This window comes from Vitreoscilla sp. C1 (assembly GCF_002951955.2).
Taxonomy (GTDB): Bacteria; Pseudomonadota; Gammaproteobacteria; order Burkholderiales; family Neisseriaceae; genus Vitreoscilla; species Vitreoscilla stercoraria.
In genome coordinates this window covers 272,663-293,350 of sequence record NZ_CP019644.2, presented here as the reverse complement: position 1 = coordinate 293,350, position 20,688 = coordinate 272,663, and the positions used below count along the sequence as shown (strand labels likewise).

The following is a 20,688-nucleotide window of genomic DNA, read 5'->3' as shown; positions in this document are numbered from 1 at the left end:
TTTCTCTGTAACGATATGAAGCGTCCTGTAAACTTTTACAGGACGCTTCATACTTGTTGATTACATCGGTTTCAATACCATCAAAAAATACACTGCCATCATTGCCGTAAACGCAGGATAACCCAACCATTCCCAATAACGCGCATAACGCCAATAGCGTGGCGGCAAATGGTCTTGCTTTTGAGCATAAGCTTGCTTGGCCATATCGCGCATTTGCAATTGCAGCCACACCACAGGCAACCAACACAAACCCGCCAAAACATACAAGCCAAACGTCCACAACAACCATTTAGCATCATAAGCCCAACCCGCTGCCTGCATCAGCCATAAGCCTGACAAAGGCTGAAAAATCACCGCAGGCATGGTCAGCCACCAATCGGCTTTGGCAACCCAATGGCTGACCACAGCTTGCGCGGCAATCGAGTCGCTGCGATTGGTCCAAAACAGATAAAATGCCGTACCAAAACCCGTTCCCACCATCACCACCGATGACAAAATGTGCAAAGCCTTCACCCACAAATAATATTCACCCATGTCACACCATCCTTGTTTCATGCTGCCACAAACACCATAACATCGCCATAATGGGCAAGTTTTTGACCAATGGCCCAAACGGATGCAACCATTGTTGTGGCAAATACAGGGCAATGACCACGCTGTAAAATGCTACCAACACCGCTTGCAACAACCACATCAAACGGCTGGGCCGCCATACTATCCAGACTCCTAAAACCACATCCACCACCGCAGCGGCCACCAACAACGGCCACTGCCATGCCAGTGCAATACCCACATCGGCCAATAATTGCAAAGATTCCGCTCGAGCGAACATCAACGGCAACAAACCACTGCACCACCACAACACCACCAACGACCAAGCCATCGCTTTAAAACCGTTCATGTAAAGCGTCCTGTAAAAATTGTTGTGGACATTGAGGCGTGCGCAACAGCAATTGTGCAAATGCCTCACCCTCAGCAACATGGGTTTCTTGCAACATGCGTATCGCATCTGCTTGCAAAAAATTCGGCAGCCGCAAATACCGCCCTGCTTGCAATATTTTCATCATCCTCGCATCTACCACAGCCCAATTGCGCCCTTCAGGACGCTGCCAATAATACAAACGCATATACGCTAAATAATCGACCAAACTCAATACTTGCCCGCCCACCGCATTCACGCAGCCTTGGTAATGTTGTTGCAACATGGTTTGCATCGCTTGTACCACATCGCGCAAAGCCACAGGTTGCAATACAGGACGCCACGCCACTTGCGGCAACACGCGCCAACGCTGCTTGGCCAATGTCAGTAAACCGCGGCTGCTCACACCTTTTTGGGCAAACACCAACGAAGGTCGCACAATGCCTACCGCTTGGTTTTGCTGCAATAAATAAGCATCCCAAAAGCCTTTGCTGCGCAAAAAAGCCGTTTCAGATGCCACATCCGCGCCCCAAGCCGATACATTCAAAACATAACGCAATCGACCATAAATCCATGCTTGTTCCAAAAATGCTTTCAACGCATGGTATTGCAACGCCCACATTTGCCCTGCATCTGGCGCCATCAAGCCAACCGCATTGACAATGACATCGGCTTGACACAACCATGGTCGCCACGTTTCAGGACGCAAGAGATTCAATTGTGAGGATGATGGTGACAAGCAATTAACATTGAATGTTTGGCAATCTACAAAAGCCTTTCCCAATAAGCCATGAGCACCTAAAATCAAAATATTCATTTATAAATTCCTGTTATTTCTGTTTTAAGAGAAATAAATCACCCCATAAAAGGCTGCATCTACACGACACAGCCTCAATCAAACCTACTTCAAAAACTTCTGAATGCTGCTACCCAATTTCAACAATCTCACCAAAGTAGCCGTCGATACTTTCAACATTTGGCTCGTCCATGCAGTCAAAGTAGACACCAAATCATGGGTTTGGTGTATGCGTTGCTGCACAGCTTTGTCTTGTTTGGCAAATTCAGGCGTTGCCATCAATTCGGCCAAAAAACGCTCGGTTGGCTCAATCTCACGGCGTTGTCGTTCTGCAGCCACAATGCGCAACAACTCCCACACATCACCTTGGGTTTCAAAATGATCACGACGGTCACCCAATTGATGCACCACTGTCACCAAACGCCAACCTTGCAATTCTTTGATGCTGTTGCTGACATTAGAACGAGCAACACCCAAAGTCTCGCAAATCTCATCTGCAGCCATTGGGCGGCCTGCAATAAACAACAAAGCATGAATTTGTGCCACGGTGCGGTTTACCCCCCACTTGGTGCCCATCTCGCCCCAATGCAACACAAATCTCTCAGCCACCGATGTCAAAACCATGTCATCTCTCCTATCGTTTGAGCCATCATAATTTTTTTCAAAATTTCTGTCAATACAGAAATAAAGCAAAGTTTTGAATCTGTATTTAAATCTATGCTAGAGTAGCAATCCATTGCATAGAGAAGTCTATGCGAAGTCACTTTTTTTCAAAAATGGATGAAGTTTGCAACCATGACAGCGATTTTATTGGTAGAAGACGATGCCGCCATCGCCGAACCTTTGAGCTATGCTTTGAAGCGTGAAAATTGGGAAGTCATTTGGTGTGCCAAAGCTGGTTTGGCTTTGGAATATTTATCGGAACATCAAGTGGATTTCATGATTTTGGATGTGGGCTTACCCGACATGGATGGTTTTGAGCTGTGCCGAAAAATACGCAAAACCAACAATACGCCCTTACTGTTTTTGACGGCACGTACCGAAGAAATCGAGCGCATCATCGGCTTAGAAATTGGTGCAGATGATTATTGCGCCAAGCCTTTCAGCCCGCGTGAATTGATTTCACGCATCAAGGCCATTTTGCGACGCACACAAACCTCACCGACCACTCATGCCACTGATTCTGTTCATACCGAAATATTGGCCGTACCCGTACATCCTGATGATGTGTCTTTGCATCCTTGGCATTACCAAGCTGCACGCCAACAAGTGAGCTTCAATGGTCAAGCCTTGTCTTTAACACGCAATGAATTGAATTTATTAGTGGCATTTTTGCGCCGTCCCAATTGGGTTTTAAGTCGTGAGCAATTGATGCAGGCCGCTTGGGCTCATCCCGATCACAGCTTATTGCGCACTGTCGATACCCACATCAAGACTTTGCGTCAAAAACTCAAAACTGTCGATGCCGACCAAACCATTGTCACCCATCGTGGTTTGGGTTACGAATTGAGACATTGATGCCGATTTTTCTACGCATTTGGCTGCTATTCACCATTTTATTGGTATGTGGCGGCTTGTTGTTGGTGCAACAGTTTCAAGAACAAATCAAACCCAACACCCGCAAAGTCATGGAAGACATTTTGGCTGACAATGCCAATGTAATTTCAGCCTTGATTGCACGAGATGTCGCCAGCGGTCATGTCAAAAGCAAAGCCTTTGACGAACGTATGCAAACCGTCATGGAACGGGAAATCAGCGGCAAAATTTGGTCTATAGACAAAGCTGCCGTACAGCAACGCATGTATATTACCGATGAAAAAGGCATTGTTTTATATGATTCATTGGGCAAATTCAAAGGTGAAGATTTTTCACGTTGGAACGATGTGTATTTAACGCTGCGTGGTCGTTATGGTGCACGTTCTAGCCTAGATGCAGCGCAAGACCAAAGCCGTTTGTCAGTGATGTATGTCGCGGCACCTATTATTTACAAAGGTGAATTGATTGGGGTGGTCAGCTTGGGCAAACCCAATACCAGCATTGAGCCATTTCTAATGACTGCCGAACAAGAAATGTGGCAATTGGCCATGTGGTATTTGTTCATTGGTTGGATTTTGGCAGGTTTTTTGTCTTGGTGGCTCAGTCACAATATCAACCAAGTCAGACGCTTTGCATTGGCATTGGCGCCAACCAGTCAAAGACCAAAATTTTATCTGTCCAAAGAATTGACCGATTTAACAGAAGCCATTGCCAATATGCGCACGCAATTGGAAGATCAAGCTTATGTCGAACATTATGTCAGTACCTTGACCCATGAGCTTAAAAGCCCTTTGGCTGGCATTCGTGCAGGTGCCGAAATTTTACAAGACCCGTTGCCTTTGGAAGACCAACAATATTTCGCAGGCAACTTAGTCGCTCAAGCAGACAAATTGCATTTATTGATTGAACGGATGCTGTTGTTGATGCGTTTGGAAAAAAGCCAATTGCTGACCAAGCAAGAAACCATAGATATGCCGCAACTCTTACACAGCGTCATACAACAGCGCCAAAATATGGCACAAAGCAAAAACATTGTTTTGCAAATGGAGGGCGTTTTAACACCCAAACTACAAGGTGATGTCTTTTGGCTAGAGCAAGCCATAGGCAATGTTTTGGACAATGCTTTGGACTTTTCACACACCGAAGGCGTGGTGAAAATCTGGGGCGAAAATGTGGGCAAGGATTGGTTATTGCACATCAGCAACCAAGGCCCTCAAGTAGATGAATTTGCCTTGGAAAAAGTATTTGACCGCTATTTTTCGTTGGCACGCAGCAGTGGCAATCGTGGTACAGGCATCGGCTTGACCTTGGTACAAGAAGTGATGCAACGCCACCAAGGTGAAGCCAAATTATTCAATTTACAGGACGGTGTGTGCGTGACGCTGCGTTTTTACAAAGCGGCAGCTTAAATAAAAAGCCACTCATCAAGTGGCTTTTTAAATATGGATATCACATTACACATCATAACCATTGGGATTTTGGCTTTGCCAACGCCAAGAATCTTGCATCATTTTTTCCAAACCACACTGCGCTTGCCAGCCTAAAATTTGTTTGGCCAAAGTTGCATCAGCATAACACACCGCAATATCACCCGGTCGTCTAGGCACAATTTGGTATCCTACTTTCACTTGTGCCGCCTGTTCTAAAGCTTTGACCATTTCCAATACCGAATAACCAATACCGGTACCCAAGTTATATATATGGAAACCACCACCATGTTGATGGGTTTGTACCGCTTTCACATGACCATCTGCCAAATCGGTCACATGGATATAATCTCGCACACCCGTACCATCTGGTGTGGGATAATCGCCACCAAATACGGATAAAAACTCACGCTTACCGACCGCTACTTGGCAAATATATGGCAATAAATTGTTTGGAGTGCCATTGGGTGCTTCACCAATCAAACCGCTTTCATGTGCACCCACAGGATTGAAATAGCGTAAAACCACCATACTCCAACGCTCATCTGCTTGAGCAATGTCACGCATCATACATTCAACCATATACTTACTCGCGCCATATGGATTGGTGGTTTTTCCAGCTTCCGCGCTTTCGGTCAAAGGCACGACTTTAGAGTCACCATACACCGTTGCCGATGAACTGAAAACCAGTTGGAATACGCCCGCTTTGGCCATTTCTTGCATCAAAATCAATGAGCCATTGACATTGTTATCATAATACTTCATCGGCTCAGCCACGCTCTCACCAACAGCTTTTAAGCCTGCAAAGTGAATGACCGCATCAAAGCCATAACGTGCCAAAGTCTGTGCCAACAATTCACGGTTGCGCACATCGCCTTCAATAAAAGGGACATCGCGGCCTGTAATTTTTTTCAAACGAGCCAACACTTCAATATTGGCATTGCTTAAATTGTCTAGAATAACCACTTCATGACCAGATTCCAACAAAGCAATCACTGTGTGTGAGCCAATATAGCCCATACCGCCTGTCGTCAATATTTTCAAAATTTGCCCTCTCAAAAAAAACGTCTGCCACATATGGCAGACGTATGAATATCATTGCTTATTGCTTTGGCTCATGACGTACTGCTTCCACTACATTCACCCCAAACAAATCCGTCACATCTTCTTCATCAAACACATATTTTTGCTGACAAAAATCACATGCAATTTCCACGCTACCTTGCTCTAGCAATACTTGACCAATTTCCTGACCACCTAACAGCAACAACATATTACCAACTTTTTCATGTGAACAAGTGCAAGCAAATTCCACTTCATCGGCTTCAAACACACGCACTTCTTGTTCATGGAACAAGCGATATAACAAAGTATGCGCATCGGTAGTGAGCAATTCTTCATTCCCAACCGTATGCAATAAAGATTCGATGTATTTCCAATCTTCACGCTCTAACTCTTCACCTGGTAAGCGTTGTACCATCAAACCAACAGCACGATTGCCATCGGCTGCCAAAATCAATTGGCTATCTAGCTGCTCAGATTGAGCCAAATAATTGCCCAACATTGCTGCAATGCTATCGCCTTGCAAGCCCACAATGCCTTGCCACATTTCACCTTGACGTGGTTGTAAGGTCAATACAAACTGACCTTGTTCACCCAATAAATCAGTCAAACTCGCGTCTTCTGCAATTTCTTGATTTTCATCCCAACGCGCCGTACCACGACAAGTTTTATCACTGGTCGCTTCCACCACCAATAATTTCAACGCACCCGTACCTTGCACTTGCAAAATAAACGTACCATCAAATTTCAAGTTGGCAGCCAACAATGAACCTGCAGCTAGCAATTCACCCAAAGCTTTGGAAATCGGTTGTGGATAGTTTTTTTGACCCACAATATGCTGCCAAACACTCTCTAATTGTACATGTAAGCCACGTACAGGCTGTTGATCCAAAATAAAACGGGTTCGTTGATTGCTCATGTTTACTTCCTCAATTCATCATTAACTGCTCATAAGATGCGGCCTGTAAGACCAACTTCAAGTGCCAAGATTTGGATAGGCGCACAGCCATTGTTATAATCAGCCATATACCCTTGCTCCAACCCATCACCACCCTAAGGAAACCGCATGTGTCAATTACTCGGAATGAATTGTAACACGCCCACAGACATCGTTTTTTCGTTTGAAGGCTTCCGTTTGCGCGGTGGTTTAACCGATAGCCATGCCGATGGTTTTGGCATTGCCTTTTTTGAAGGCAAAGGCGTGCGTCTTTACCATGATGATGCACCGAGTGCCTCTTCACCTGTTGCCGATTTGATCAAAACTTACCAAATTAAATCTGAAAACGTCATCGCCCACATTCGCAAAGCCACACAAGGCGAAACCGCTTTGGCCAATACCCATCCATTCATGCGTGAATTGTGGGGCGAATATTGGGTTTTTGCCCACAATGGCAATTTGCGAGATTTTCATCCTGCCGTAGGACAATATTACCGTCCTGTAGGCAATACCGACTCTGAGAAAGCCTTTTGCCATATTTTGGAACAATTGCGCCAAACCTTTGATACCAAACCTGACGAGCAAACTCTGACTGCCCATATCAATGTTTTAGTCAAAGACATCCGCAACTATGGCTTGTTTAATTTTTTAATGTCCAATGGCGACATGATGTTTGCGCACGCCACCACTTTGTTGCATTACATTGTGCGCCAAGCGCCATTTGGTGAAGCGGTATTGTTAGATGATGACATCAATATTGATTTCTCAGCCGTCACCACGCCCAACGATCGCGTGGCAGTGATTGCCACTTTGCCATTAACCACCAATGAAAAATGGCAACAATTGGCAGTCAATGAATTGGTTTGTTTTCGAGAAGGCAAAGTCATTTACAGCGATGCACCCGAACCGAAACAATACTTAAATATCGAAGAAGGACTTAAAATTGCTCGCAGTGTTGGCGCTGCAGGTTGCTCATCTTCTAGCAACAAACCCTAAATCATATCTATGATGGATGACTGCTTCAATATTAAAGGAATGTCATGAATTGGCTGCTCGGATTATTGCTGCTCGTACCTATTATTGCGACTGTTTTGCCTTTATCTCGCAACAGCCATTGGACTGTGCGCATGTTTGACTTTCCACGTTTGCAAATTGCCTTTTTAAGTTGCTTCATCTTATTGATCAGTTGGTTTTTCCAACAACAAAGCATCATCATTCACATTTTACAGGCCGCTAATGTCTTGTGTTTGCTTTACCAAATTTACAAAATCAGCGCTTATAGCCCTTGGCATCCTAAACAAGTTTTGTCGGATTTGAGTCCTGATGATGAGCGCACGATTTCCATTTTAAATGTGAATGTCTTAACACCCAACCACCAAGCAGACAAAGTCATTGCACTGGTACAACAATATCAGCCCGATTTATTGTTAACGCTAGAAAGCGATTTATGGTGGGAGCAACAATTACAAGTTTTGGAAAAAGACTATCCTTATACCGTCAAAGTGCCTTTGGATAATTTATACGGCATGCATTTGTATAGCCACTTAGAATTGTCTGATACCGAGATACGCTATTGGGTCAAAGAAGACATTCCTTCTATTGTTTCTAAAGTGGTTTTGCGCTCGGGCGAAAGCATGAAGATTTATTGTTTGCATCCCGAGCCGCCTGCTCCGGGCGAAAGTGATGTGTCTACGCCACGTGATGCCGAATTATTGTTAGCGGGCAAAGAAATCGATCAAACCGATGAAACTGTGATTGTGTTTGGCGATTTAAACGATGTGGCGTGGTCGCACACCACCCGCTTGTTTCAAAAAATAAGCGGTCTCTTAGATCCACGGGTAGGACGAGGGCTTTACAACACCTTTCATGCCCAATATTGGTTTTTGCGCTGGCCACTAGACCACATGTTCGTGAGCAATGATTTTTTCATTAAAAATTTACAGCTTTTAAGCAATGTGGGTTCCGACCACTTTCCAGTTTATGCTAAATTTCAGTATCATCCCAAAGCAGAGCTGTTACAACCTGAATTAACCGCTGATGAACAAGACCATGCTGATGCCAATGAAACCATTGCCGAAGCCCAACCCATTCAAGAAGTGACGAAAACCAAATATGATTGAACCCTTGCTTACAGGACGCTTTTAAATGCGCTGCCCTTATTGCCATCATTTGGAAACGCAAGTGATCGATTCTCGTTTGGTCAATGACAACCACAGCGTTCGCCGTCGTCGTCGTTGCAATGCATGTGATCGCCGTTTCAACACATACGAAACCGCAGAAATTCGCATGCCACAAGTCATCAAAGCACGAGGCGAACGTGTTGTTTTTGATGAAACCAAATTGCGCACAAGCATGACCCGTGCTTTGCATAAAAGACCCATCAACCAAGACCAAATCGAAGAAGCCATTTTGGCCATTAAGCAAACCATCCAACAATATGGCGAGCGTGATATCACCAGCCAACAAGTGGGCGAATTGGTCATGAACCAATTGAGCCAAATGGATGAAGTAGCGTTCGTACGTTTCGCTTCGGTTTATCGCAGCTTTAACGATGTGTCAGAATTTACGCAAACCATTGCCAGACTGACACAGCCGAAACCCCATCACAATGATTGAGCATTCATTAAAAGGAAAACAATGAAATACCTTCACGCCTTAGGCATCAGCGCTTTGAGTTTGGTTATGTTGGCAGCTTGTAATCAACAGACACAATCTTCTGTCGGTGACATCCCAGCAGCAACACCAACTGCATCTGCCACCGCGCCAACTGCAACCGCAGCTGTCCAAAAATTGACCTCGGCCAATGGCAAATTAAGCCTTGAAACCACAGGTCAATTTACCGACCAATTGGCCCAAGCAAATCAGTTAATCAGCGACATTCCTACTGAGCAATTATTGTTATTACAAAACGACACCAGCAATGATGTTTTGATTTATGCAGCAGATTTAGGCGCAGCCAAAGCAGATGCCAATACGTATTTGGCCAAATTGAGCGACTCCGTTAAAGCCGATGCCAAACTGCAACAAGTGGTGGTAGGCTCGGTTCAAAACAATAAATTGGCATACCAATTCAGTGAAACCGTTGGTGACAATGCCGTTAATCAGGCTTGCCAAGCGGTACATCAGCAAAATATTTACTCTGTTTGTGCCATCAGTACCACACAAAATCCTGAAGCTTTGGCTGGCATGATTCAAAATATCAGCGTTCAATAATGTCTATGAGTTTTTCTGATTTTGACACCGCCATGATGCAGCGTGCGCTGTATTTGGCGGCCAGCGTGGGCAATACCACCAGCCCCAACCCTAAAGTTGGTTGCGTGATTACCCAAGGCCAGCATATTGTCGGTGAAGGTTTTCATGTCATTGCAGGCGGCCCGCATGCAGAAGTCCATGCGTTGCGACAAGCTGCGCATTTGGCTCAAGGTGCCACAGCTTATGTGACTTTAGAACCGTGTAGCCACACCGGCAAAACGCCACCTTGCGCCAATGCTTTAATACAAGCAGGCGTCGCACGAGTGGTGTGCGCAATGGTCGACCCAAACCCACAAGTAGCAGGTCAAGGCTTACAACGTTTACAGGATGCTGGCATTCAAGCCCAAGCGGGATTATTGGCCATCGAAGCTGCCGCGCTTAATCGTGGTTTTTTATCACGCATTCAGCGCAAACGCCCGTTTGTCACACTCAAATTGGCAGCCAGTTTAGATGGAAAAACCGCTTTAGCAAATGGCCAGAGCCAGTGGATTACAGGCTCCAAAGCACGAGAAGATGTACAACACTTGCGCGCACAAAGCAATGCCATCATCACAGGCAGTGGTACGGTGATTTTGGACAATCCACAATTGACGGTACGCAATCAAATCATGATTAAACCGCCTGTGCGTGTCGTATTGGACAGACAACTCAAAAGCCCTAGCCATGCGCAGATTTTCAATACCGAAGTTGCTCCCACCATTTTATTTACCCGTCCTGAAAACAATACTCAAGCATATGAAGATTTAGGCGTCACTAGCTTATGTTGGCAAGGTGAAAATTTATTTGAAGTCTTAGAACAATTGGCAGAAAAAGGAATCAATGAAGTTTGGGTAGAAGCGGGTATGACTCTAAGCAGTGCTTTTTTGCAGCAAAACTTAGTAGATGAATTGATTTTATACCAAGCACCTAAAATCTTAGGACAGAATGCCAAAGGATTGTTTGATTTCAATGTCCAAGCCGATGTTTTACAGCAGCATTCAGTCTGGAAAACCCATACGGTTACCCCAATTGGAGAAGATATCAAATGGCATTTACGCCATAGCCAACACGTCGGTGAGCAAGGAGAAATTTTGATATGAGCAGCATTGTGGTGACAGGCGGGGCAGGCTTCATTGGCGCACACTTGGTGCGCTTTTTAACGCAACACAGCCAAGATGACATCATAATCATCGACAAACTCAGTTATGCTGGTCACTTAGGTCGCTTAAGCGATGTCTTGCCCTTGGCGCAAATACACTTTTATCAAACCGATGTATGCGATACGGCTGCCATCAGCGAAATTTTACAACAACACCAACCATGGGCGGTCATGCATTTGGCTGCTGAAAGCCATGTCGATCGCTCCATTGATGCCCCCCAAGTATTTTTACACAACAATACTCAAGGCACTTTATCCTTATTACAAGCGACCTTAAAATATTGGCAACGCTTAGCGCCAAATTTACAGGCCGCTTTTCGATATTTACAAGTGTCGACAGATGAAGTCTTTGGTGATGCAGATGACAATGGTTATCTTGCCACAGAAACCAGCCCATACAAGCCTAGCAGCCCTTATTCTGCAAGCAAAGCAGCAGCTGACCATTATGTGCAAGCATACCAACGTACTTTTGGCTTGCCCACTTTGATAAGTTATTGCACCAACAATTACGGTCCAGACCAATTTCCTGAAAAATTGATTCCATTGGCCATAGAACGGATTAAAAATGGGCAAACCATTCCTGTTTATGGCGATGGCTTACAAAAACGGGATTGGTTATATGTTGAAGACCATGCACACGCTTTATGGTTGATGCTAACACAAGCCAAACCCAATCAAAGCTATGTGGTTGCGGCAGGCCGCCCTATATCCAATTTACACTTGCTTGAAGCTTTATACATCGAAGTGCAGACCCAATTACAGCGTCCTGTAAACCAAACACCAATTGAATTTGTCAACGACCGCTTAGGGCACGATCGTTGTTATGCTTTGGATGCGAGCAAAATTCAACAGCAATTAAATTGGCATACCCAAACTTCATTGCAACAGGGCTTGGCTGCGACGGTTCATCAAGCTTTACATACCCCTTTAAACATCCATCCATAAGTTGGGAGTCTGCGCATGAAAGGTATTGTGCTCGCAGGCGGCAAAGGCAGCCGCTTGAATCCGATGACGCTTGCAGTGAACAAACACTTGCTACCCGTTTATGATAAACCAATGATTTACTACCCATTATCAGTATTGATGTTGGGTGGCATTCAAGATATTGCTTTAATTAGCAATCCTGAAGACCAACATTTATTCCAACGCATGTTTGGTGATGGCAGCCGCTTAGGGTTACACATCACCTATTTTGTACAGGAAGAAGCCAAAGGCATTCCAGAAGCATTTTTAATCACACAAGAATGGTTACAAGGCGATGATGTTTGTTTGATTTTGGGTGACAATATTTTCTTTGGTGAAAGCTTTGGACAAAAGCTTCACCACGCCATCAGTAATCTCAATGGCGCTACCATTTTCACCCAACAAGTCAACAATCCTCAACGCTTTGGCGTGGCTTGTTTTGATGAAAACGATAACATTATTGGGTTGTATGAAAAGCCTAGCGAATGGATTTCCAATTCTGCTATTACTGGTTTGTATTTGTTTGATGCACAAGTGAGTCAATTTGCCGCCAATACCCACCCTTCTCAACGGGGCGAATTGGAAATTATGGATGTATTAGAACAATACCGTCAGCAACAGCGTTTACAACACACACCATTGGGTCGAGGTTTTGCATGGCTAGATGCAGGTACTGCGGAAAGTTTACTCGATGCAGGCTCGTGTATTCATACCATTGAAAAAATGCAAGGTCTCAAAATTGCCTGTTTAGAAGAGCTTGCCTTGCGTCAAGGTTGGTGCAGTAAACAAACCATCTTGCAGCACAACTCTAATCAGTCACAATCGGCATATGATGTATATGTACAACAGTTTTTAGAGCAATTACCATGAAAATTACCCAAACCTTTTTTGGCTGTGTGCATTTAATAGATATCCCTCGTTATCAAGATGAACGTGGTTGGTTCAGCGAATCACAACATCAACAACAATATGCAAGTTTATTCAATATGCCAGAACCTGTATTTGTGCAAAGCAATATTTCTCAATCAAAACAAAATGTTTTACGTGGTTTACATACTCAAATAAACCATCCTCAAGGCAAACTCATTCAAGTCTTGCAAGGTAAAATTTATGATGTTTTTGTAGATATTCGCCCTCAGTCTGCTCATTTCAAACAATGGCAAGCCGTTGTTTTAGATTCAGAAAAAAGCCAACAACTATGGATTCCACCAGGCTTTGCCCATGGCTTTTTAAGCTTGGCAGAAAATACCACAATATTGTACCATTGCACTAATTATTATGCTCCTAATGACCAATTGAGTATTTTATGGGATGATAATGACTTAGACATAGATTGGCCACTCTTCAATCAAGCGCCAGTGATGTCAGAAAAAGACTTATTAGGAATGTCATTAAAGGAATTTGTAACATGCGTGTCTTGATTACAGGAGCAAGAGGACAATTAGGTCAGTGTTTGCGTGATTGCACACCGGATAACTTAGAAGTCATTTTTACCGATTCCAAAACCTTAGACATTACCAATCTAGCTACAGTCAACGCTATGGTAGAAGGCTTTCAACCTCATGTGATTGTCAATACAGCGGCTTATACCAATGTCAATCAAGCAGAGAATGAATCCGCTTTAGCATTTAAAGTCAACGCTGTCGGTGTTGCCAACTTAGCGCAAGCTGCTCAAAAAATTGGTTGTCGCTTAATACATTTATCCACAGATTATGTATTTGATGGCAAGGCCAACCAGCCCTATACCCATTTAGATGCACCTAATCCAAGCAATACTTATGGTCAATCTAAATTAGCAGGTGAAACGCTGGCACTCTCTCTGTGCGACAATGTGACGATTATTCGTACTTCTTGGGTTTTTAGCCAATACAGTAACAATTTTATTCCTACTGTCATTAACAAACTGTTAAGTGAACAGACCGTACAAATTACCGAAAATACGACTGGTACACCAACCAATGCATATGAATTAGCCAAGTTTATTCTCCAGCAAATTCAATCGCCATTGTCTCAAAAAATCATTCATTACAGTGGTAATGTGGTGATTACAAGATTACAACTGGCTCAAATGATTGCAGAAGAACTGTCTCAGTACACGATGCCTAGCTCTCCTTACCAAGTACAACTGACAGAAGCCACATCGCGAGATTGGGTACGCCCAAATTATTCCGCCCTAGCCTCAATACAGTCAGTAACTGAGCAAGAAGCACGTAGACAGTTACAACAACAAATTCATTCCATCATCCAAACTATTATTAATGAAGTAAATTAACATTCAATTTAGGGAAATATTCAATATGTTTGAACAAGCAATTCAACGCTACCAAAACAAAGAAGCTGTTATCGGTATTGTTGGTTTAGGTTATGTCGGCTTACCTTTAATGTTGCGCTATACTCAAGTAGGCTTCAAGGTAGTTGGCTTTGACATCGACGCATCTAAAGTGACTGCCTTAAATTCAGGCAAAAGCTACATCGAACACATTGATTCTAAAAAAATTCAGGACGCTCAAACTTTATTTGAGGCCACTACCGATTTTTCTCGTATTGCTGAATGTGACTCTATCATTCTGTGTGTACCAACACCGCTGAACCAATACCGTGAACCTGATATTAGCTATGTGATTGATACGACCGATGCTGTGAAACCTTACTTGCGTGCAGGTCAATTACTGTCTTTGGAAAGTACGACTTACCCTGGTACAACTGAAGAAGAATTATTGCCACGCGTAGAAGCAAGCGGCTTAAAAGTGGGTGAAAACTTCTTCTTGGTATATTCACCAGAGCGCGAAGATCCGGGCAATCCTAATTTTGAAACCCGCACCATTCCTAAAGTAGTCGGTGGTCATACTGATGCTTGCTTACAAGTGGGTATTGCTTTGTATAGTGCAGCCATCGACCAAGTGGTACCAGTGAGCTCGACCAAAGCCGCTGAAATGACCAAATTGTTAGAAAACATCCATCGTGCAGTGAATATTGGTTTGGCCAATGAAATGAAGATTGTGGCCGATAAAATGGGTGTAGACATTTACGAAGTGATTGATGCTGCCAAAACCAAACCATTCGGCTTCGTAGCCTATTATCCTGGCCCTGGTATTGGTGGTCACTGCATTCCTATCGATCCATTTTACTTAACTTGGAAAGCCCGTGAGTTTGGTGTTAACACGCGCTTTATTGAGTTAGCAGGTGAAATCAACTCTAGCATGCCAGATTATGTTGTTAATAAAACAGCCTTGGCTTTGAATGATCGCGAAAAATCATTAAAAGGTAGTCGTGTTTTGGTATTAGGTATTGCCTACAAGAAAAACGTAGATGACATGCGTGAAAGCCCATCGGTTTTTGTCATGGAAAAATTACGCGATTTAGGCGTCAAAGTCGATTACAGCGACCCTCATGTTCCTAGCTTCCCAAAAATGCGCGAACACAATTTTGAATTAGACAGTATCGAATTAACTGCTGAAAATATTGCCTCTTATGATTGCGTTATTTTAACTACTGAGCATGATAAATTCGACTATGAGTTATTAGAAACCCATGCACAATTAATTATAGATACTCGCGGTAAATTCTCTGCACAATCTAACAAAGTTGTTAAAGCTTAAGAGTCACTCAAATTATGTACGATATTATCCAAAACAGAAAAATTAAAGTGGCGTTGGTTGGTTGCGGTCGCATTGCCAACAACCACTTTGGCTCCATTGAAGCGCATCAGGATTCTTTAGAATTGGTCGCAGTATGCGATACAGATGCAGCTGCATTGGCCAGTGCCGTTGAGCGTACACAAGCGAAAGCTTATCGCAAATTGAAAGATTTGTTGGCTGAAACAGATGCAGATTTGATTATCTTGACGACACCTTCTGGTCAACATCCTCAACAAGCAGTTGATTGCTTTGAAGCTGGTTTTAATGTCTTAACTGAAAAACCAATGGCAACACGTTTACATGATGGCGAACGTATGGTTCAGGCCGCAGATAAAGCAGGTAAACGCTTATTTGTAGTCAAACAAAACCGTTTGAATGCCACCATGCAATTGTTAAAGCGTGCCGTTGAAGAAAAACGTTTTGGCAACATCAATATGGTTCATTTGAATGTTTTTTGGACTCGCCCACAAGACTATTACGATCAAGGTGCTTGGCGTGGTACTTGGGAGTTTGATGGTGGCGCATTCATGAATCAAGCTAGCCATTATGTAGACTTGATGGAATGGTTAATTGGCCCAGTACAAGATGTGCAAGCCATGGTTTCAACTCATCGTGACATTGAAACTGAAGATACTGGTGTCGTGAACATTCGCTGGCGTCATGGTGCCTTAGGCTCTATGGCAGTCACTATGTGTACTTATCCTAAAAACTACGAAGGCTCTATCACTATTTTAGGTGATAAGGGTACTGTGCGTGTTGGTGGCGTGGCTGTCAATGACATTCAAACTTGGGATTTCGCAGACGAAAAAGACTATGATGCCCAAGTCAAAGAAGCCAATTACGAAACCACTTCTGTGTATGGTTTTGGCCACCCACTCTATTACAAAAATGTAATCGATGTATTGCGTGGTGAAGCTGAGCCAATGACAGACGGCCGTGAAGGTTTAAAATCATTAGAATTGTTGATTGCTATTTATTTAGCAGCACGCGACAACAAAACCGTGTCTTTGCCACTGATTTATTGATTCATGAAAAAAATCGCTGTGGTTGGTGCAGGAATCATTGGTTCCTGTACTGCTTGGTCATTACTCAAACGTGGTTATCAGGTTGAGTTGTTTGACAAAGATGCGCCTATGGCACACACAAGCCAATCCTCCTCTAAATTACTGCATGGAGGATTGCGCTATTTGGAAACTGGCCAATTCAAATTGGTACACAAAGCTTTGCAAGCCAGACAGTTTTGGTTAGAACAAGCGCCGCATTTGTGTCACCAATTGGAATTGCTGTTTCCCATCTACCAAGGCATTGGCCGTCCACGTTGGCAAATTGGTACGGCCACCAAATTGTATGATGTCCTTGCCATAGGCAGCGGCTTTCCCAAAAGTCGCTGGTTAAGTGCGTCTGAAACACTGTTACGCAATCCAAATTTGAGCTCGCAAAACCTTTTGGGTGCTTATTCTTTTTATGATGCTCAAATGGATGATTACCAATTGGGCTTGTGGGTCATTGAACAAATTCAAAATTTGGGTGGGATGATTCACACTAAGCGCCCTGTAAAAGACTTGTCACAATTGCCAAATTTTGATGCCATTGTCAATGCCACAGGTCCTTGGGTCATGCATTTGCGTCAGCAACAAGCAGCAAAATTGGCCATTGAAATGGATTGGGTCAGGGGCAGCCACATTCTGGTGGATAAGCCTTTGAACCAAGCTTTGATGCTGCCGATTCCGAATGAAAAGCGGATTTTCTTTGTCTTGCCTTACCACGGTCAAACCATGATAGGCACAACGGAAATACGTCAAAATCAACCTGAATCAGAGCCTGCCTCAGATAAGGAAATCGCATATTTGCTTGAGTCTTACAATTATTATCACCAGCAGCAATTGACGACACAAGATGTCTGCAAGACGTTTGCTGGTGTGAGACCATTACTCAAAGATGCGATTAATCCAAGTAACAGTACAAGAGAATGGGCTTTTGAAACGGTTGGCAATGTATTACATGTATATGGCGGCAAATGGACTACTGCACAAATACAAGGCGAAATGGCCTGTGAGGAATTATTAAAATGTCTGAATTAAATTACACCGTACACCCAAGCGCTATTGTGGATGCAGGCGCACAAATTGGCGCAGGCAGCCGCATTTGGCACTTTGTGCATATTTGTAGCGGTGCTGTCATCGGCAAAGGTTGTTCATTTGGTCAAAATGTTTTTGTGGGCAATCAAGTCATCATTGGTGACAACTGCAAAGTCCAAAACAATGTTTCTGTGTATGACAATGTAACATTGGAAGAAGGGGTTTTCTGTGGTCCAAGTATGGTTTTTACCAATGTCTACAATCCACGCTCTTTAATTGAACGCAAAAGCGAATATCGCGATACCTTAGTCAAAAAAGGCGCAACGCTTGGTGCCAACTGTACTATTGTTTGCGGTAGCACGATTGGTCGCTACGCTTTTATCGGTGCAGGTGCTGTGGTGAATAAAGATGTACCAGACTATGCTTTAATGGTAGGCGTACCCGCTCGCCAAATTGGTTGGATGAGCGAATATGGTGAACAATTAGATTTACCATTAGAAGGTGAAGCCACCAGTATCTGCATTCATTCTGGTGATCAATACCAATTGAATGGCAAATTTTTAACCAAGACGGTTGCACAATAAAAATTACAGGACGCTTTAAATGGAATTCATTGATTTAGTCGCACAACAACAACGTATCAAATCTGAAATTGATGCCAACATTCAAAAAGTATTAAGCCATGGCAAATACATTTTAGGTCCAGAAGTGGTCGAATTAGAAGAAAAATTAGCTGCTTACACCGGTGCCCAATATTGTATCACCTGTGCCAATGGTACCGATGCTTTGCAAATTGCATTGATGGCCTTAGGTGTCAGCGTGGGCGATGAAGTCATCACCCCAGGTTTCACTTACATTGCAACTGCTGAAACAGTGGCTTTGCTAGGTGCCAAACCAGTTTATGTTGATGTGTATGAAAATACTTATAATTTAAATGTCGAGCTTTTGGAAGCGGCCATTACCGACAAGACCAAAGCCATCATTCCTGTGTCTTTGTACGGTCAGTGTGCGGATTTTGATGCCATCAATGCCATCGCTGCCAAATACAATATTCCCGTGATTGAAGATGGGGCACAAAGCTTCGGTGCATCTTATAAAGGTCGCAAATCTGGCAATTTAACTACTATTAGCTGCACCAGCTTTTTCCCAAGTAAACCTTTAGGTTGCTATGGTGACGGTGGTGCAATTTTTACCAATGATGAAGAATTGGCAAAAATCATTCGCCAAGTAGCCCGCCATGGCCAAGATCGCCGTTATCACCACATTCGCGTGGGCGTGAACAGTCGTTTAGATACCTTACAGGCCGCTATTTTATTGCCTAAATTAGCAATTTTGGACGATGAAATGCGCTTGCGCCAAGAAGTCGCTGCAAACTATCAAAAGCTATTTGCAGAAGTTGGCTTTACCGCTGTGCCATTCATTGAAGAGCACAATATCAGTGCTTATGCTCAATTTACTGTTCGTGTGAAAAATCGTGATGTCATGCAAGCAAAATTGAAAGAGGCAGGTATCCCAACAGCCGTACATTACCCTATTCCATTGAACAAACAACCCGCAGTAGCCAGCGATGCAGTATTACCTGTGGGCGATAAAGTGGCAGAAGAGGTTATGAGCTTACCTATGCATCCTTATTTATCTATTCATGACCAAGAACATATTGCTAAGGTTTTCTCTGCATCGTGAGCAATAAATATTTTAAAAAATACTGGCCTCTCACAAAAAAAAATGAGTTAACAACCAATATTTTAACTTTATTAAAAAGTGGGGCTTTTGCACAAATTTTACCTATTTTGTGTATGCCCCTGTTAACCAGAATTTATACTCCAAATGAATTTGGCATATTTATATTATACACATCGATAGTTCTATCTCTTATTCCAATTGCAGGCTTAAGATATGACTATGGAATAATACTTCCTAAAAAGCATCAAACTGCTTGGCATTTAATGGCTTTAACTATTAAAATTATTTTCATATTTTCAATAATATGCTTAGTTTTTTTTAGCTCTTTCAAAAATGAAATTAGCCATTTACTAGGCAATGCAGATCTTGCAATTTGGCTACCTCTCATTGGTATTAATATACTCATATTAGGTATTACTCAATCTATTACATTTTGGTTTAATCGACACAAACAATACTCAACAATTGCCAATCAGCGCATGTTACAAAGTATTTCAACTAATGGCAGTCAAATCACGTTAGGGTTAGGACTTAATTTTGGTGTATCAGGTCTTATATTAGGAAATCTAATAGGACAAGCTATCGCTTTAATTTATAGTATCAGGAAGTTAACTCCTCAGAAGATTCAAAAAAAGTATCCTATGCTTAATAGGAAATTATTATCTCACTTTAAAAATTTACCACTATACAATGCTCCTACAGCCCTGATTGATGCGCTTAGATTAAATGGCATTAATATCCTGCTGTCTATCTTTTTTACTGTGAGTGTTTTAGGTCAGTTTGCTTTAGCTTGGCGCATCCTACAAGGTCCTATCTCCTTAATTAATGGTGCACTATCTCAAGTCTATTACCAGCATTTTACTCAGCTAAAACAAGATGATCTTCATCGATTTTTATTAAGCTGCATAAAAAAATCTTTTTTAATTGGGATTGTGCCTTTTGTATTATTATTCCTACTATCAGAATGGTTATTTACAACTTTCTTCGGCTCTTCTTGGCAGTTAGCTGGTCAAATATGCAGCGTATTAACACCATGGTTATTTTTTAACTTTATTACCTCTCCTATTTCCTCTATTTATGTAGTCTTAAAACAAGAAAGAGTCCTATTAATTTTTTCTATATTCTACATGCTGGTTCCTCTGAGTATCATTTTCCTCTTTAATGACAATATAATAAAAACTTTAACCCTAGTTTCTATATCCATGTCATTTCTACTATGTATATTTACATATATGGCTCTTAAGCTAACAAAAAAATAA

At 42.8% G+C, this 20,688-nt stretch carries 23 protein-coding genes; 17 read left to right on the top strand and 6 right to left on the bottom strand.

Annotated features, from left to right (window positions below):
* Positions 1 to 60: 60 nt before the first annotated feature.
* The 4 genes from ADP71_RS01470 to ADP71_RS01455 form a co-directional block, all read right to left on the bottom strand.
* Entirely contained in the window at positions 61 to 534 is a 474-nt protein-coding gene (locus ADP71_RS01470; RefSeq protein WP_104931322.1) for a DUF2269 family protein, read from the bottom strand.
* Between the two features lies 1 nt (position 535).
* Complete coding sequence (locus tag ADP71_RS01465) at positions 536 to 901, bottom strand: DoxX-like family protein (RefSeq protein ID WP_019958333.1); 366 nt, start codon at positions 899 to 901, stop codon at positions 536 to 538.
* On the bottom strand, positions 888 to 1,736 hold the full coding sequence (locus tag ADP71_RS01460; protein ID WP_019958332.1) for a hypothetical protein: 849 nt from the start codon (positions 1,734 to 1,736) through the stop codon (positions 888 to 890). The genes ADP71_RS01465 and ADP71_RS01460 overlap by 14 nt, the downstream gene beginning before the upstream one ends.
* Before the next feature lie 84 nt (positions 1,737 to 1,820).
* Positions 1,821 to 2,339, bottom strand: coding sequence for a GbsR/MarR family transcriptional regulator (locus tag ADP71_RS01455; RefSeq protein WP_104931321.1), 519 nt, complete (start codon positions 2,337 to 2,339; stop codon positions 1,821 to 1,823).
* A 171-nt stretch (positions 2,340 to 2,510) separates the two neighbouring features.
* On the opposite strand from ADP71_RS01455, the gene ADP71_RS01450 reads away from it, so the two are divergent.
* Together ADP71_RS01450 and creC are read left to right on the top strand one after the other, a co-directional pair.
* Complete coding sequence (locus ADP71_RS01450; protein ID WP_019958330.1) at positions 2,511 to 3,233, top strand: response regulator; 723 nt, start codon at positions 2,511 to 2,513, stop codon at positions 3,231 to 3,233.
* Positions 3,233 to 4,660: a two-component system sensor histidine kinase CreC gene (gene creC, locus ADP71_RS01445; protein WP_104931320.1), complete on the top strand. Its 1,428-nt coding sequence runs from the start codon at positions 3,233 to 3,235 to the stop codon at positions 4,658 to 4,660. Before ADP71_RS01450 ends, creC begins: the two co-directional genes overlap by 1 nt.
* 45 nt (positions 4,661 to 4,705) lie before the next feature.
* On the opposite strand, the gene galE is transcribed toward creC, so the two are convergent.
* Together galE and hslO are read right to left on the bottom strand one after the other, a co-directional pair.
* Entirely contained in the window at positions 4,706 to 5,722 is a 1,017-nt protein-coding gene (gene galE, locus ADP71_RS01440) for a UDP-glucose 4-epimerase GalE (RefSeq protein ID WP_040755760.1), read from the bottom strand.
* 58 nt (positions 5,723 to 5,780) lie between these two features.
* Positions 5,781 to 6,659: an Hsp33 family molecular chaperone HslO gene (gene hslO, locus ADP71_RS01435; RefSeq protein WP_171460834.1), complete on the bottom strand. Its 879-nt coding sequence runs from the start codon at positions 6,657 to 6,659 to the stop codon at positions 5,781 to 5,783.
* 147 nt (positions 6,660 to 6,806) lie between these two features.
* Between hslO and ADP71_RS01430 the strand changes: the two genes are divergently transcribed.
* The 15 genes from ADP71_RS01430 to ADP71_RS01360 are packed head-to-tail and all read left to right on the top strand — an operon-like array spanning position 6,807 to position 20,688.
* On the top strand, positions 6,807 to 7,673 hold the full coding sequence (locus ADP71_RS01430) for a class II glutamine amidotransferase (RefSeq protein ID WP_104931319.1): 867 nt from the start codon (positions 6,807 to 6,809) through the stop codon (positions 7,671 to 7,673).
* Positions 7,674 to 7,717: 44 nt separating this feature from the next.
* Positions 7,718 to 8,797, top strand: a complete 1,080-nt coding sequence (locus ADP71_RS01425; RefSeq protein WP_019958325.1) for an endonuclease/exonuclease/phosphatase family protein — start codon at positions 7,718 to 7,720, stop codon at positions 8,795 to 8,797.
* A 25-nt stretch (positions 8,798 to 8,822) separates the two neighbouring features.
* Positions 8,823 to 9,293: a transcriptional regulator NrdR gene (nrdR, locus tag ADP71_RS01420; RefSeq protein ID WP_019958324.1), complete on the top strand. Its 471-nt coding sequence runs from the start codon at positions 8,823 to 8,825 to the stop codon at positions 9,291 to 9,293.
* Positions 9,294 to 9,314: 21 nt separating this feature from the next.
* Positions 9,315 to 9,890: a hypothetical protein gene (locus ADP71_RS01415; RefSeq protein WP_104931318.1), complete on the top strand. Its 576-nt coding sequence runs from the start codon at positions 9,315 to 9,317 to the stop codon at positions 9,888 to 9,890.
* Complete coding sequence (ribD, locus tag ADP71_RS01410; RefSeq protein WP_104931317.1) at positions 9,890 to 11,008, top strand: bifunctional diaminohydroxyphosphoribosylaminopyrimidine deaminase/5-amino-6-(5-phosphoribosylamino)uracil reductase RibD; 1,119 nt, start codon at positions 9,890 to 9,892, stop codon at positions 11,006 to 11,008. Before ADP71_RS01415 ends, ribD begins: the two co-directional genes overlap by 1 nt.
* Positions 11,005 to 12,012 (top strand): dTDP-glucose 4,6-dehydratase, encoded by a 1,008-nt coding sequence (rfbB, locus tag ADP71_RS01405; RefSeq protein ID WP_104931316.1) that lies wholly within the window; start codon positions 11,005 to 11,007, stop codon positions 12,010 to 12,012. Before ribD ends, rfbB begins: the two co-directional genes overlap by 4 nt.
* A gap of 15 nt (positions 12,013 to 12,027) precedes the next feature.
* Positions 12,028 to 12,900 (top strand): glucose-1-phosphate thymidylyltransferase RfbA, encoded by an 873-nt coding sequence (gene rfbA / locus ADP71_RS01400; protein ID WP_019958320.1) that lies wholly within the window; start codon positions 12,028 to 12,030, stop codon positions 12,898 to 12,900.
* Entirely contained in the window at positions 12,897 to 13,451 is a 555-nt protein-coding gene (gene rfbC / locus ADP71_RS01395) for a dTDP-4-dehydrorhamnose 3,5-epimerase (protein WP_019958319.1), read from the top strand. Before rfbA ends, rfbC begins: the two co-directional genes overlap by 4 nt.
* Complete coding sequence (rfbD, locus tag ADP71_RS01390) at positions 13,439 to 14,302, top strand: dTDP-4-dehydrorhamnose reductase (protein WP_019958318.1); 864 nt, start codon at positions 13,439 to 13,441, stop codon at positions 14,300 to 14,302. Before rfbC ends, rfbD begins: the two co-directional genes overlap by 13 nt.
* A 25-nt stretch (positions 14,303 to 14,327) precedes the next feature.
* Complete coding sequence (locus ADP71_RS01385) at positions 14,328 to 15,629, top strand: nucleotide sugar dehydrogenase (RefSeq protein ID WP_019958317.1); 1,302 nt, start codon at positions 14,328 to 14,330, stop codon at positions 15,627 to 15,629.
* Positions 15,630 to 15,643: 14 nt separating this feature from the next.
* Entirely contained in the window at positions 15,644 to 16,693 is a 1,050-nt protein-coding gene (locus tag ADP71_RS01380; protein WP_019958316.1) for a Gfo/Idh/MocA family protein, read from the top strand.
* Positions 16,694 to 16,696: 3 nt separating this feature from the next.
* Entirely contained in the window at positions 16,697 to 17,749 is a 1,053-nt protein-coding gene (locus tag ADP71_RS01375; protein WP_019958315.1) for a glycerol-3-phosphate dehydrogenase/oxidase, read from the top strand.
* The gene (locus tag ADP71_RS01370; protein WP_019958314.1) at positions 17,737 to 18,330 is read left to right on the top strand and encodes an acyltransferase; all 594 of its coding nucleotides are present in this window, start codon (positions 17,737 to 17,739) and stop codon (positions 18,328 to 18,330) included. The genes ADP71_RS01375 and ADP71_RS01370 overlap by 13 nt, the downstream gene beginning before the upstream one ends.
* A gap of 19 nt (positions 18,331 to 18,349) precedes the next feature.
* Positions 18,350 to 19,429, top strand: coding sequence for a DegT/DnrJ/EryC1/StrS family aminotransferase (locus ADP71_RS01365; protein WP_104931315.1), 1,080 nt, complete (start codon positions 18,350 to 18,352; stop codon positions 19,427 to 19,429).
* A complete protein-coding gene (locus ADP71_RS01360) occupies positions 19,426 to 20,688 on the top strand; it encodes a lipopolysaccharide biosynthesis protein (protein WP_019958312.1) in 1,263 nt (420 codons plus the stop codon). The genes ADP71_RS01365 and ADP71_RS01360 overlap by 4 nt, the downstream gene beginning before the upstream one ends.